The sequence below is a fragment of the Flaviaesturariibacter aridisoli genome, from assembly GCF_004343705.1.
GTDB lineage: Bacteria > Bacteroidota > Bacteroidia > Chitinophagales > Chitinophagaceae > Flavisolibacter > Flavisolibacter aridisoli.
Genome location: NZ_SKFH01000044.1, coordinates 14,740 through 28,722, shown reverse-complemented (window position 1 = coordinate 28,722; position 13,983 = coordinate 14,740). Strand labels below are relative to the sequence as shown.

General features: G+C 60.6%; 11 protein-coding genes. 5 read left to right on the top strand and 6 right to left on the bottom strand.

Annotated features, from left to right (window positions below; genetic code table 11):
- The 4 genes from E0486_RS16860 to arfB all read right to left on the bottom strand — a co-directional run.
- On the bottom strand, positions 1-1,121 hold a 1,121-nt coding region (locus E0486_RS16860), incomplete at its 3' end, for an IS256 family transposase (RefSeq protein WP_131853707.1).
- 135 nt (positions 1,122-1,256) lie between these two features.
- A complete protein-coding gene (locus E0486_RS16855; RefSeq protein WP_243697470.1) occupies positions 1,257-2,783 on the bottom strand; it encodes an oligosaccharide flippase family protein in 1,527 nt (508 codons plus the stop codon).
- A gap of 150 nt (positions 2,784-2,933) precedes the next feature.
- Entirely contained in the window at positions 2,934-3,974 is a 1,041-nt protein-coding gene (locus E0486_RS16850; RefSeq protein ID WP_131853942.1) for a cytochrome-c peroxidase, read from the bottom strand.
- Between the two features lie 46 nt (positions 3,975-4,020).
- Entirely contained in the window at positions 4,021-4,422 is a 402-nt protein-coding gene (arfB, locus tag E0486_RS16845; RefSeq protein ID WP_131853940.1) for an alternative ribosome rescue aminoacyl-tRNA hydrolase ArfB, read from the bottom strand.
- Positions 4,423-4,589: 167 nt separating this feature from the next.
- Here arfB and dtd point away from each other — a divergent pair, with 167 nt between their 5' ends.
- The 5 genes from dtd (at position 4,590) to E0486_RS16820 (ending at position 7,643) form a co-directional block, all read left to right on the top strand.
- The gene (gene dtd / locus E0486_RS16840) at positions 4,590-5,042 is read left to right on the top strand and encodes a D-aminoacyl-tRNA deacylase (protein WP_131853938.1); all 453 of its coding nucleotides are present in this window, start codon (positions 4,590-4,592) and stop codon (positions 5,040-5,042) included.
- On the top strand, positions 5,039-5,422 hold the full coding sequence (locus E0486_RS16835) for a group III truncated hemoglobin (protein WP_165917389.1): 384 nt from the start codon (positions 5,039-5,041) through the stop codon (positions 5,420-5,422). The genes dtd and E0486_RS16835 overlap by 4 nt, the downstream gene beginning before the upstream one ends.
- Entirely contained in the window at positions 5,419-5,748 is a 330-nt protein-coding gene (locus E0486_RS16830) for a nucleotide pyrophosphohydrolase (RefSeq protein WP_131853934.1), read from the top strand. Before E0486_RS16835 ends, E0486_RS16830 begins: the two co-directional genes overlap by 4 nt.
- Positions 5,749-5,869: 121 nt before the next feature.
- Entirely contained in the window at positions 5,870-6,910 is a 1,041-nt protein-coding gene (locus tag E0486_RS16825; RefSeq protein ID WP_131853932.1) for a sensor histidine kinase, read from the top strand.
- Positions 6,911-6,914: 4 nt separating this feature from the next.
- Positions 6,915-7,643, top strand: a complete 729-nt coding sequence (locus tag E0486_RS16820) for a LytR/AlgR family response regulator transcription factor (RefSeq protein WP_243697469.1) — start codon at positions 6,915-6,917, stop codon at positions 7,641-7,643.
- Here the strand turns inward: E0486_RS16820 and E0486_RS16815 are convergent.
- Positions 7,640-8,218, bottom strand: coding sequence for a hypothetical protein (locus E0486_RS16815; protein WP_131853930.1), 579 nt, complete (start codon positions 8,216-8,218; stop codon positions 7,640-7,642). The genes E0486_RS16820 and E0486_RS16815 overlap by 4 nt on opposite strands.
- A 106-nt stretch (positions 8,219-8,324) precedes the next feature.
- Entirely contained in the window at positions 8,325-13,646 is a 5,322-nt protein-coding gene (locus E0486_RS16810) for a beta strand repeat-containing protein (protein WP_165917388.1), read from the bottom strand.
- Positions 13,647-13,983 lie beyond the last annotated feature (337 nt).

Below are 13,983 nucleotides of genomic sequence, written 5' to 3'. Positions count from 1 at the left end.
AGCGCCATGTCATTGACGAAGGCTCCTTTTGTTTTGGTGACCTTGCGCAATTGCCGGTGATAGCCTTCGATGGTGTTGGTCGTATAGATCACCCGGCGTACGTGCTCCGGGTAATCGAAGAAGGTGGAGAGCTTATCCCAGTTGGTCTGCCACGAGTTCACCACCAGCGGATACTGCTTTGTCCATTTGCCTGCAAAGGCTTCCAGGGCGCTCTCCCCAACACTTCGGTTCACGGCCCCATACACCGCCTTCAGCTCCTTTAGAACAGCACGCTGGTCTTTAGAAGCTACATATTTGGCGGAGTTGCGCAACTGGTGGACGATGCAGCTCTGCACGTCGCAATACGGATACACCGTCCTGATGGCATCGTCAAATCCGCTCAGGTTATCGATACAGGCAATCAGCACGTCCTCTACCCCGCGGCTCTTCAGGTCTGTAAGGACCGAGAGCCAGAAGCGCGCTCCTTCCGACCCGCTCACGTAGCAGCCCAATACCTCCTTGTGGCCCGAGGGAAGGATGCCCAGTATATTATACAGGCAGCGCGTCACCACCTTACCGGACTCCTCGTCCCGCACTTTATAGTACATGGCATCCAGCCACATAATGGGATAGACGGGGTCCAGGGGCCGGCTCTGCCAGGCCTTCACCGCAGGAACCACCCGGTCGGTGATCTCGGATAAGACCGTGTGGGAGATCTCGGTGCCGTACATCTCTTCGATATGCCGCGAGATATCCCGAAGCGACATCCCCAGCCCGTACAAACCCAGAATCTTTTCCTCGAGGTTATCGGCCAGAATGGTTTGCCGCTTTTTGACCAGGTCCGGCTCAAAGGAACCCAGGCGGTCGCGGGGCGTGGATAGTTCGATAGTGCCGGCGGCGGTTCGAAGCTGCTTACGGGAAAAACCGTTGCGCCGGTTCGCCTCCCCTTCTAAATACGGCTGTTCTTCCTTCAAATGCGCGGCGAGTTCCCCTTCCAGGGCAGCTTCCAGCAACTGCTGCAGCAAAGGCCCCAGGGCGCCCTCCTTGCCAAAAACCGCCTTCCCGCTCATAAACTGATCCAGGGCCTGCTGGCGAACTTCCGGATCAAGGCCGGACAACAAATCCTTCTTTTCCTTTTTCATAAACTGTTTTAAAGATGAGAAATCGTCTCAACCTGACACAGTTTAGTTTACACTCTCTTATCTGCAGGTGCTGCGGATGCTGCTTCGACCACTCGAAGAGGTATTTGCAGGAAGTTCCCGTGATTTCTGCCTGACTTATAAGGGATTACGCGCCGGTTCCCGGGCAAAAAAGCGCCCCACGAACGGCAGCTTGGCCAGCTCCTTGCGCTCCACGGTGGCGATAAAGACGCTAAAGAGGGCCAGCAACGCCGCCCCGAAGATCCAGTTGGCCCAGGCGGGCAGCCCGATCCAGTTAAAAGCCGACTGCAGCCCGTACAGCGCCACGGTGATCACGAAGTAGGCAAGGAGTTTTTTGGTGGGATAGGGCACGCGGTAGTGCTGCTGACCCCAGCGGTACGACACCACCATCATCGAGCCGTAGCACAGGAAGGTGGCCCAGGCGCAGGCATAGTAGCCGAAGCGCGGGATGAACAGGTAGTTGACCACGAGCGTCAGCGCCGCGCCGATCAACGTGATCCAGGCGCCGGCGGCGGTCTTGTTCGACAGCTTGTACCAGATGGACAGGTTGTAGTACACGCCCAGGAACATATTGGCCAGCAGCAGCACCGGCACTACGCCGAGGCCGGCCCAGTACTTCTGCCCGATAAAGTATTTCCAGACGTCGAGGAAGAGCGCCACCACCAGGAACATAAAGCAGATGATCAGCACGAAGAATTTCATCACCCGCGCATAGATGCGTTTGGGATCCTGCCCCTGCGCCTGTTTGAAGAAGAACGGCTCGGCGCTCATCCGGAAGGCCTGGATGAACAACGTGATCAGGATCGACAGCTTGTAGCAGGCGTTGTAGATACCCACCTCGCCCTGCTTGGCCTCCAGCGTGGGCGCCGACGACCACCAGCCGAGCATGATCCGGTCGAAGGTTTCATTGACCATGCCCGCAAAGCCGGCCAGGATGAGCGGCGCCGAATACAGGATGATCTCCCGCCACAGCTTCCCATCGAAGCGCCAGCGAAAACCGAAGATGCTCCGCAGCAGCAGCAGGAACGACACCGCGGACTGCAGCAGGTTGGCGATGATGAGATAGCCCACCTGGTAGTTCGGGTCGTAATAAACGCCGATGAACGAGTTCGGGTCTTTGGCCGCCAGCTTCGGGCAAATGGAGATGAAGAACACGGTGGCCACGATGTTGACCACGATGCCGAGCAGGCGCACGAGGGCGTATTTGCGGGGACGTCCCTCGTAACGCAGCCGCGCGAACGCCAGGGTCGAGATCGCGTCGAGACCGATGATGGCCGCGCCGTAGATCATGAACTCGGGATGGTCGGGAAAGCGCAGGAGCGTGGCCATTGGCTGGCGGAACCACACGAGCAGTGCGCTGAACAGCAGGGTGCTGCACAGCAGCGAAATGGAAGCGGTGCTGTATACGCGCTCGTGCTCCTCCTTGCCTTTGGCAAAGCGGAAATAGGCCGTTTCGAGGCCGTAGGTGAAGATGATGTTGAAAAAAGAAAGGGCCGAATAAAACGTGCCCACGATGCCATAGCTGGCCGTCTTGGTGAGGGTGCGGGTCAGGTAGGGCGTCAGCAGGTAATTGAGAAAGCGCGCGGCTATCGAGCTCACACCATACCACATCGTCTGGCCGGCCAGTTTCTTGATTTCACTCATCGTAGGATGACAAATGTAAGCCCATAAGAAACGTCATTGCGAGCGAAGCGAAGCAATCTGCCGGAGTATAGGCCGGCAGCCAGCGGTGGCGGGTGCCCTAACGTGTAACAGATTGCTTCGCTTCGCTCGCAATGACGATCCGGCGGAAGCTTAGGGCAGGTACCTGGGATTATGTATGTACCCGCTATCCGTCAGCGTAAACAGGAAGCGCATCAGGTTGTCTTCCTCGCTGGCGCTGAGCGCGATGCCGCCGGCAAGCAGCGGGTCGAGGGTGGGCGAGGGTTGCAGGTTGTCGCGGTAGTGGCGCACGTAAAGGCGGAAGGCGCTGTAGCGGCCGTCGTGGGCATAGAAGCTGGTGAGCGACAGGTTGCGGAGCGAGGGCACGCGGAACTTCAGCGAGTCGGCGGCACTGCCGGTAACGCCCATGCGCCCCCGGTCGTTCAGGAGCGGGTCTGCGGCAAGGCCGGTATTGTGGAAGCTGAAGTCGCTGAACAGGGCCCCGCTGTGGCAGGTAGCGCATTTGGCGGCAAACACCTGCGCGCCGGCGGCCTCTTCGGGTGCGAAGCTCGCCGTACCGCGCTGCACGCGGTCCCACTTGCTGTCGGCCGACACCATGCTCAGCAGGAATTGCTTCAGCGCCCCCACGATGCGCGCCTCGCTGACCGGCCCCTCGCCGAAAGCATCCGCGAAGCGCCGCACATACGAGGTGTCGGCGCTGAGGCGGGCGATCAGCTCCGGGAAGTTTTCGCCCATCTCGGCGGGATGGGTGAGGTGCCGCGACAGCACGCTTTCGAGGTCGCTGTACTGCCCGTCCTGGAAGTACACGCGGTACCAGGCCAGGTTGGCCAGCCCGGGAGCGTTGCGCAACGTATGGGAGTGATTATAACCGTGGCTTCGGTCGTGCTCGAAGGTGGTGAAGGCCGCCGTGGGCATATGGCAGGAGCTGCAGGGAACGGTGCTGTCTTTGGAAAGGGCGCCTTCGTAAAAAAGACGGCGGCCCAGGTCCACGGCTTCTTCGATGAGCGGGCTGGCGTTGAAATCGTAGGCGGGTTGCGGGAAGCCGGCGGGCACCACAAAGGGAAGCACCGTGCCCCGCCGGGGCACGACCTCGGAGCGGCGGCAGCTTTGCAGCAGGGCCACGGCGCCGGCAACGGCGAGCACGACGAATGTCAATAAACGAAACGGGCGCATGGGAGTTTGTGTCCCCTAAAATACGGCGCGAAGCCCGCTGTGGTTGTTAAAAGTCACCGGGGCGTAGCCGCCCACGCGCGGCCTTGCGGTCGCCGGTGAGCTTTTTTTGTTTGAGCCGGGCTTCCTTCACACCCTTCGGCGTGCGGGTGGCGATGCGGGGCTTTTTCTTTTTCAGGGCGCCTCCCACCAGCTCTTGCAGCTTGCGGATCGCTTCCCCCTTATTTTCCAGCTGCGTGCGGTAGGTCTGTGCTTTTACCCAAAGGGCGCCGGCTGCATTAAGCCGATGCGCCAGCTTCTGCAGCAGGATCGCCTTCTGCTCTTCGCTTACCAGCGTCGAGGCTTCCACCGCCCACCAGGCGATGACGGCCGTCTCCACCTTGTTCACGTTCTGCCCGCCCTTGCCGCCGGCGCGGGTGGTTTGGAGTTGTATTTCGGAAGTGAGATCCATGCGGCAAATGTAGGCCGCAGGCGGCCTGTTCATGCGGCGGCGCAACGACGCAGCGGAGCTGGAAAAGATGGCGATGCGGTCTTCAGGATTAGTTGCACGCACGCGCTGCGTCCCCTTTCGCCGCGCCGCCGCGTGAACCTCGTATTTTCGCCTGCGAAAATCTTTCTATGCGCGCCGTCATTCAACGTGTTTCTGAAGGCTCCGTCACAGTCGATGGCACCGTCGTCGGCACCATCGGCGCCGGGCTGCTGGTGCTGGTGGGCGTGGAAGACGCCGATACGCTGGAAGACGCCCAATGGCTCGCCGCCAAGATCACGGGCCTCCGCATTTTCAGCGACAACGAAGGCCTGATGAACCGTTCCGTGCGCGACATCGACGGCGGTATCCTGGCCATCTCGCAGTTTACCCTGCACGCCGCGACGAAAAAAGGAAACCGCCCGTCCTTCCTCCGCGCGGCAAAGCCGCCAGTGGCCGTACCGCTGTACGAAGCCTTCGTGGCGGCGCTTGGAGCGGAACTGGGCAAGAAGATCGAAACCGGCATCTTTGGTGCCGACATGAAGGTGGCCCTGCTCAACGACGGCCCCGTGACCATTATCATCGACACCCAAAACAAGGAATGATGCGTGACCTGGAATCGAGAGCCGATATAGAAATGCTGCTGCGCGACTTTTACCGCCAGGCTTTCGCCGACGAAAGCATCGGGCCTTTCTTCACCGAAGTGGTGCCGCTCGACCTTGCCACCCACCTGCCGGTCATTACCGACTTCTGGGAGTCGATCGTGTTCGGCACACCCTACGCAAAAAACGTGATGGCCGTCCATGCCGACATTCATCGCAAGGAACCCATCCGCAAGGAGCACCTCGAGCGCTGGGTGGCGCTGTTCACCGCCACCGTCGACGCGCACTTCGAAGGGCCCCGCGCCACGCTGATGCGACAGCGCGCCCGCTCGGTGGCCACGCTGATGGACATCAAGCTCAATCACCCCAAACCCGGATTATGACCCTCGAACAGGCACAACAGCAGGTGGATCAGTGGATCCGGACAACAGGCGTCCGCTACTTCAGCGAGCTCACCAACATGGCCATCCTTACCGAAGAAGTGGGCGAGGTGGCCCGGCTCATGAGCCGCCTCTACGGCGAGCAATCGTTCAAGGAAACCGACCGCAAAAAGGAACTCGGCGACGAGCTGGCCGACGTGCTGTGGGTCCTGATTTGCATTGCCAACCAAACGGGCGTGAACCTCACCGAGGCGCTGGAAAAGAATTTCGAAAAGAAGACCATCCGCGATGCGGACCGTCACCGCGACAACCCGAAGCTGCAGGGCTGAAACCGTTCCGTATAGTGCCCTGAAGTGCCACGAACGGCGCTCCGTACATCCTCATCCCATTTTCAGCCCGCTTCGTCACTTCGGTGCTCCGGAGGCCGCCCGGGCTTGGTAACATTGCAGCATGCAACGCTATTTCGACCTGTTGGCCCGTCCCCGTCACGGCATTATTCTGCGCAACGTGCTGGCTTCCGTGCTCATCTGGAGCGGAAGCCTCCTGTTCCTGCTATTTACCCGTGAAAACGGAGAGGGCATGCTGATGCTGGGGCTGATGGTTCCCTACACGATCCTGCAATACACGCTGACCACGCAGGTGATCCTTCCGCGCCTGCCCCAGAAGGGCCGCAGCTTTCTGACGCTGCTGGTGCTGGTAGGTGTGTTGATTCTGGTCAGCGCCGTTCCCTTCGGACTACTGGGGCATCTCTACCACCAGGGCGCGAGCGATTCGGCCGCCTTCGTGATCCTCAATGGCCTGCTGCAACTGTTCGTGATGACGCCGCTGGCCTGGTATTTCTACCGAAGGAGCCGCAAAACGCGCGAAGAGGTAACGCACCTGAAGCAGGAGCTGGGCCAGTCGGAGGCCAGCCTCGACTTCCTCCGCACGCAGATCAACCCGCACTTTCTTTTCAATGCGCTCAACTCCATCTACGGCCTCGCACTCAACGAAGGCGCCCAGCGCACCGCCGACGGCGTGCAGATGCTCGGCGACCTGATGCGCTTTATGATCCATGACAACGAGCAGGAAGAGATCGACCTCAGCCGCGAGGCCGACTACCTGCAGCAATACATCCGCCTGCAGCAGCTGCGCACCGATGGCAGCGAGTCGGTGCTCGTGACGGCGCGGATCGGCGATGTGCCGCCCGGCCTGCGCATTGCGCCGATGCTGCTGATCCCCTTCGTGGAGAACGCCTTCAAGCATGGTATTTCCTTCCGTATGCCCTCCTACATCAACGTCAACCTGTCGGTGAAAGACGATACCGTGTACCTCGACGTGAACAACAGCGTGGCGCCGCGCAGCGCCGAAGACCCCGAGCGCGACCGCAGCGGCATCGGCCTGGCCAACGTGCGCCAGCGGCTCAACCTCCTTTACCCGGGTCGCCACGAGTTGTTTGTGCGCGATACGGGCGCCGAATATTTCATCCACCTCACGATCCGGTTAACTTAGCGGTATGCAGCAGCCACTGATGAAAGCCATCGCCGTCGACGACGAGCGCCTTGCCCTCGATATCGTGTGCGCGCTGTCAGCCCGCGTGCCTTTCCTGGACCTGAAGGCCACTTTTACCGACGCATTCAAGGCCCTCGAATACCTGCAGCGCGAGCCGGTGGACCTGCTGTTTCTCGACATCAAGATGCCCGACATCTCGGGGATCGAATTCTTCCAGAGCCTGCCGCGCAAGCCGTTGCTGATCTACACCACGGCCTATGCCGAACACGCGGCCGCGTCTTTCGAAATGGATGCGGTGGACTACCTGCTGAAGCCGTTTTCGCTGGCCCGCTTCATGAAAGGCTGCAGCAAGGCCTACGAGCTGTTTCGCTTCCGCCGCAGCCCCGAAACGGCAGTGGAGCACGTGTTCATCAAGACGGGCTATGAGCAGGTGAAAGTGGAAGTAGACGATATTCTCTACCTGGAGTCATCCGGCAATTACGTGACCTACGTGCTGCCGGGGCGTAATCTTCTTTCGCGGAGCAATATGAGCGAAGCGCTTTCTGCTCTTCCCGCAGGACGCTTTGTACGGGTACATCGTTCTTACGCGGTGGCCTTGTCCAAGATCGATAAGGTAGAGCGCACGCAGGTGACGGTGGCGCGCCAGGTGATCCCGGTGGGGGAGGCCTTCGCCGCCGACCTGCAGGCGGTGCTGGCGGGTGCGGCCCTGCGGCCGCCTCCGGGCTCCCTTTAGTCGGCCAGCAATTCTTTCGATTGGCGCAGGATCGTGGTCCGCAGCCCTTGCCGGAAAGCGGCCTCGTCGAAAGAGCGGTAGCCGCGTCCTTCGTCTTTGCGCCGCGCTTCCTGTTCCTTCAGTTCAAATTCTTTTTGCGCCGCCGCCCGCAGGGCATCGTAATCTTCGGTAAGGCAGAAATATTCGAATTGCTCCTGCTCAAACCGGGCAAGCCCGGCGGCATCGTAGCGCCGCTTCGCCCGCAAGCGTCCGCGGCGGATCTCCAGTACAAAATACTGTTTGTCCTGCTCCAGCAGCAGCAACCCGCTGAACCAGCGCAGCACGGCGTCGTCGGCTGATTCGAAGAGGCCTGCCAGCACCGAGCGGCGGCCCGTGCGCAGGTTGCGCGGGTCGGCAACCTCCACATCGCGCACACGCAGCTCGTCCTCGGCGATCTCGAAGCTGGCCCAATAGCTGCGCCCGGCTCCGGGCGGCCGCAGTTGGGGATGCTTGTTGAAAAAAGGCTCCAGCAGCGCCTCCATTAGCGGCAGCTGCCGCCCTTCGAACCACAGGATATCCAAAGGCGTTGTCTTCATTGCGGACAAGTTAGGCATTCGGAATGCAAACAAAAAGCCCCCCGCTGTGGCGGGGGGCTTTTCTATTCCTCTTCCTTCCCGGGAAGGGGTTAGGGGATAGGGTGGTCTAGAGCTTGATCACCTGCTTGTTGAATACCACGCCACTCTTCACATGCGTTACCTGGAGCGAGTAGGCGCCGGGCGTCACGTCGGAAAGGTCGAGGGTGTAGGTGGTGCCGGTGAAGGAGAACACCCGTCCGATGGGCTGGCCGTATTGCGACAGCAACTGCACCGTGAAGGGACCTTGCTCGGCGCCGCTGTAGCGAAGCACTACGTTGCTGCGGGCCGGGTTGGGACCTACTTCAAAGTCCTGGCTCAGCGCCGTGCGGAGCGTGCCGTCGTTGCCACCCGTGCCACCGCTTTGGGCGATGGGGCCGCAGTAATTCACCGCGATGCGGAAGGTAAAGCCGCGGCCGGGGCAGTTGCTGGAGCCGTTGCCCTGGGGCGTTACCCGCACGTTGGCGTACTGTACACCGGGGCCGGCATTCACCGTCGTAAACGAGGGCAGTGCCGTTCCCGAACCCGATGCGGCGAGGCCGATCGAGGTGTTGTTGTTGGTCCAGGTGTAGCTCGTGGCGTTGCCCGTAAAGGCGATCGGCGCGGTCGCTACACCATTGCAATACAACTGGTTGGGCAGGTTGTCCACGAAGGATTGCGGGTTGATGGTGAGCGTAGTGGAGGCGGTGCCGCTGCAGCCACCCGAAGCGCCTACCGTGTAGGTAACGGTGTAGGTGCCGGGCGTAGAGGCGCCGAGGTTGATCGAGCCGTCGCTGCTGTTGAGGGCGAGGCCTGCGGGCGAGGCACTGTAGCTGCCGCCGGTGGAACCGGTGCGGCGCACATAAGCCCACGCATACTGGCAGTACGTGGACTGCGGGTACGAGATGCTGCCTGCCGAAGGCGATACAGCGATGGTAAAGCTGGTGGGCGAGCTGCTGCAGCCGTCAGCGATCGCACTGGTGCTGATGGTCGCTGTTTGCAGCACACCGGTGTTGTTCGTGGCGTTGAACGACGGGATGTTGCCCGTGCCCGATGCCTGGAGGCCGATGCTGCTGTTGCTGTTCGTCCAGCTGATCGTAGTGCCGGCCACCGTGCTCGTGAAGTTCACGGCATTCGTGGGGGTGCCGGCGCACAGTGTCTGGTCGGCCACCGCGCCGATCACCGGCGTGGGGTTGACCGTGATGCGGAAGATCATGTTGTGCGGACTGCAACCCGTGCCACCATTGGCTTCTACGTACACATAGGATTGTGTGGCGGTGTTGCCGTTGTTGGTAGCGGTGAAGGCGGCGATATTGCCCGTGCCCGACGCCGGGATGCCGGTGTTCGGGTTGCCGGCCGTCCAGGAGAAGGTAAGGCCCGGGGCGCCCGTGAACAGGATGGGACCTACGGTGCTGCCGTTACAGACCACCGGGTTGGGTTGCGCATTCACAAAAACCGAGGGGCGGATGGCCACCTGGGTAGTGGTGAAGTCGGTCGGCGTGGTGCCGTAGCGCACGGTGTAGGTGCCGGGCGCAGACGCAGCCAGGTTGATGTCGCCGGTAGTGGCGTTGATCGACAGGCCGGCCGGCGAAGCGGAGTACGTGCCGCCCGTGGTGCCGGTGCGGGTTACCGAAGCAATGCCGGTAGCGTCGCAATAGGGGGAGCCGTTGTACACGATCGTGGCCGAGAAGGGATTGACCAGGTTAACCGTGGTCGTGGTGGTATACAGGTCGCAACCACCTGCGGCAGCCACTGTGTAGGTCACCGTATAGGTGCCCGGGGTGGACGCAGCCAGGTCGATGGTGCCGGTGGCGGGATCCAGGGCGATTCCTGTAGTCGAGGAATACGTGCCGCCCGTCGTACCGCTCTGGGTTACGGCAGCCGTGCCCGAGCCCGTGAAGTAGGGCGTAGCCGTATAGGCGATCGTAGCCGACGGAGCCGGGTTGACCGTAATGGTAAAGGAAGTGGCCGCACCGGAGCAGGCGCCGTTCATCGGCGTCACAGTGATCGTGGCCACGATGGCCGTGGAGCCGCCGTTGGTAGCGCTAAAGCTGCCGATGTCGCCGCTGCCGGAAGCCGGCAGGCCGATGCTGTTGTTGTTGTTGGCCCAGGTGTACGAAGCAGCTGTTCCTCCAAAAGTGATGGCCGAAGTAGTTTGATCGGCGCAAACAACCTGGCTGGCCACGGCGTTCACGGTGGGCAGCGCCGGGTCGGTAAGCGTGATGTTGCTGATGGTTGCCTGGCAACTGTTGGCATCGGTAATGGTTACCGAATAGGTGCCGGCTCCCAGACCGGTGCGGTCCTGGGTCGTCGGGCCATCGCTCCAGTTGTAGGTGTAGCCCGGCACACCACCGGCAGGTGTCAGGTCGATCGTGCCGTCAATAGCACCGTTGCAGGTGGGGTTCGTAAGGATCGTCGATCCGGATACAGCGGCCGAAGGCTGGCCCACTGAAATGTTGCTGATGGTTGCCTGGCAGCCATTCGCGTCCGCGATGGTTACCGAATAGGTACCCGCAGCAAGACCATTGCGGTCTTCGCTCGTTGATCCGTTATTCCAGAGGAATGTGTAGGGGGACGTGCCGCCCGCAGGCGTGAGGTTGATGGCGCCGGTGGAACCACCGAAGCAGGCGTTGTTCGTAACAACGGTCGAGCCCGAAAGGGCGGCCGCCGGCTGGCTGACGCTGATGTTGTTGATCGTAGCCTGGCAGCCGTTGTTGTCGGTGATGGTCACACTATATGTTCCGGCGCTGAGGCCAGTGCGGTCTTCGGTGGTGGTAGTGCCGTTGTTCCAGAGGAACGTATAGGGAGACGTACCGCCGGAAGGCGTCAGGTTGATGGCACCCGTGTTGCCGCCGAAGCAGGCGATATTCGTAACCACGGTAGATGCCGAAAGCGGGTCGGAAGGCTGACCGACGCTGATGTTGGAAACCGTCGACTGGCATCCGTTGTTGTCGGTAATGGTCACCGAGTAATTACCGGTGCTGAGACCCGTGCGGTCTTCCGTGGTTGCACCGTTATTCCAGAGGAACGTATACGGTCCCGTTCCGCCGGCAGGGGTCAGGTTGATCGCACCGGTATTTCCACCGAAGCAGGCCACGTTCGTAACCACTGTTGTGCCCGAAACGGGTGCAGTGGGCTGACTGACCGCAATATTGCTCACCGTGCCGGTGCAGCCGTTATTGTCGGTGATCGTTACCGAATAAGAACCCGCGGTAAGGCTGGTGCGGTCCTCCGTGGTAGCACCGCTATTCCAAAGGAATGTATACGGTCCCGTGCCACCGATGGGAGTAAGGTTAATGGCACCGGTGTTCCCGCCGAAGCAGGCAACGTTGGTGACCACCGATACACCCGATACCGGTGCGGCAGGCTGTGAAACGGAGATGTTGCTCACGGTACCCGTGCACCCGTTGTTGTCGGTGATCGTTACCGAGTAGGTGCCGGCCGTAAGACCCGTGCGGTCTTCCGTGGTCGTGCTGCCGTTATTCCAGAGGTAGGTGTAGCCCGGCGTGCCGCCCGTAGGCGTGAGGTTGATGGCGCCGGTGTTTCCGCCAAAGCAGGCAATGTTCGTCACCACAGTCGTACCCGATACAGGTGCTGTGGGCTGCGAAACCGTAATGGTGCCCACCGTTCCCTGGCACCCGTTGGCGTCGGTGATGGTGACCGAGTAATTGCCTGCCGTAAGACCCGTGCGGTCTTCCGTTGTAGCACCGCCATTCCACATAAAGGTATAGCCTGCTGTGCCGCCGGTAGGTGTCAGGTTGATCGCACCTGTATTCCCGCCGAAGCAAGCCACGTTGGTAACAACCGTAGTGCCGGAAACGCCCGAAGTGGGCTGGCTGACCGTGATGTTGTTCACAGCGCCCGTGCAGCCTTTCGAGTCGGTGATGGTAACCGAATAGGTGCCGGCCGTAAGAAACGTGCGGTCTTCGGTAGTCGCGCCGTTGTTCCACAGGAACGTGTAGCCGCCGTTGCCACCGGTGGGCGTGAGGTTAATGGCACCCGTGTTACCGCCGAAGCAGGCCACATTGGTGACCACCGTACTGCCCGAAACGGCAGCGGAAGGCTGGGTCACATTGATGGGGAATAGGGTGAACGAGCAGCCCTTGTTGTCGGTAACGGTTACACCGTAGGTGCCGGCAACAAGGCCGGAACGGTCTTCCGAAGTAACGCCGCTGCCCCAGTTGTAGGTATACGGTGACGTGCCGCCCGTAACCGTAATGTCAATGGAGGCGTTGGAGCCGCCGAAGCAGGAGACGTTGGTCACTGCGGCGCTGGCGCTGAGTGCCGAAGCCGGCTGGGTCAGGGTTTGCGAGGCGGTAGCCTGGCAGCCCTTTGTATCGGAAACCGTCACAGTGTAGCTGCCGGCCGACAGGTTGGAGGCGGTGCTGCCGGTGCCACCCGAGGGCGACCAGGAATAGGTGTAGCCGGCCGTGCCGCCGCTGGCGGTCACGGTTAGCGATCCGTTGTTGCCGCCAAAGCAGGAAATATTGGTAAATGCCGTGATCGCAGCCGACGGCTTCGGATTGATGGTCAGGTTGGAGCCGTTGTCCGACGAAGTGACGCTCGGATCGTTCGCAACAATGCGGATGCGGTAGCCCGTGCCGGAGGTGGTTCCGGTGGGAATAACGGCCGAAATGGTGCCCGAAGACGCATTGCCCGCAGCTGTGCCGATGCTGGTAGGCGAGGCGAAGGAGCCGCTGGCGTCAGAAAGCTGCGCCGTATAGGTGTTGCCGGCGTTGATGCCGGTAGCAGTGTAGGGGACGCTGACGGTGGCGCCAGCGCAAAACGGTGATCCGGAAATGCTGCCTACAGAAACACCCGATGGGGTCGTATTGGAAAGGTTGGCGAGGGTCCAGTTCACCCAATCCATATTGTTCGGACGGACGTTTGTCTGAAAATATTGAAAGGTAATCTCCACCGAATTAACGTTGTTGTAGCCGCTAACGGGCCAGGCAACGGAAAAGGGGAAGCTGGACATATTCACTGCGCCAGTGGTCGATGTGTTGAGCGATGCGTTGGAGGCAAGCGAGTGCGTAGCAATGGTGTTGCCCCCAAAATCCTTCATGGTGATCGTGAAGACGCTGAGTGAATAATTGGTTGCTCCCGCGTTCTGGAAGCTCATGTCCTTCAGCGTAAAAGTCTTGATCACGCTGTTGTTGGCTTTCAGTACTACCGACTGTGATGCGCCCGCGGTCGCATTGTTGGCGTACATCCGGGAATTGAACTGGGCGAAGATGGTACTTACCAGGAACTTGTCCTGCTGGGTTTTAAGCCCGGGACCACCACTTTCGGCAGCCCCCAGCGCGGAGAAGTCGTAGGTGCCGTTTGCCGTTCCCGTTTGCGCCAGCAGGCGCGCCGCCGGGCTCAGGATCAGGAAGAGCAGAAAAGCCCAGGAGATGCCGGGACGATTCAAATGCCGCGTTCTCGGGCGATTAGCCGGTCGCGGGCGCGATGCTGTTTGCATGTGCTTTGGTTTTAAGATGAGTGTTGGCGGCGATTTTCGCAGGTTGGGCTGTCCTTCGTTGGATCGTTGAACAAATGTAGCGAAGCGCTACGGGGTTACACGTGTCGGCACATGCCGGTTAATACGTACGTATTTCTACGATGCCCGCGACCATTTTGCAGTGGTTGGATAGCCTTAACAAGGTAAACTAAAACGGTCCAACCGGTTGATAGTCGTTTTAATGCCTTGTTTTTGAGCTACTTAAGTGAAAAAGAAAGGGCCGCCCCGGTGGACGGCCCTTTTCGGT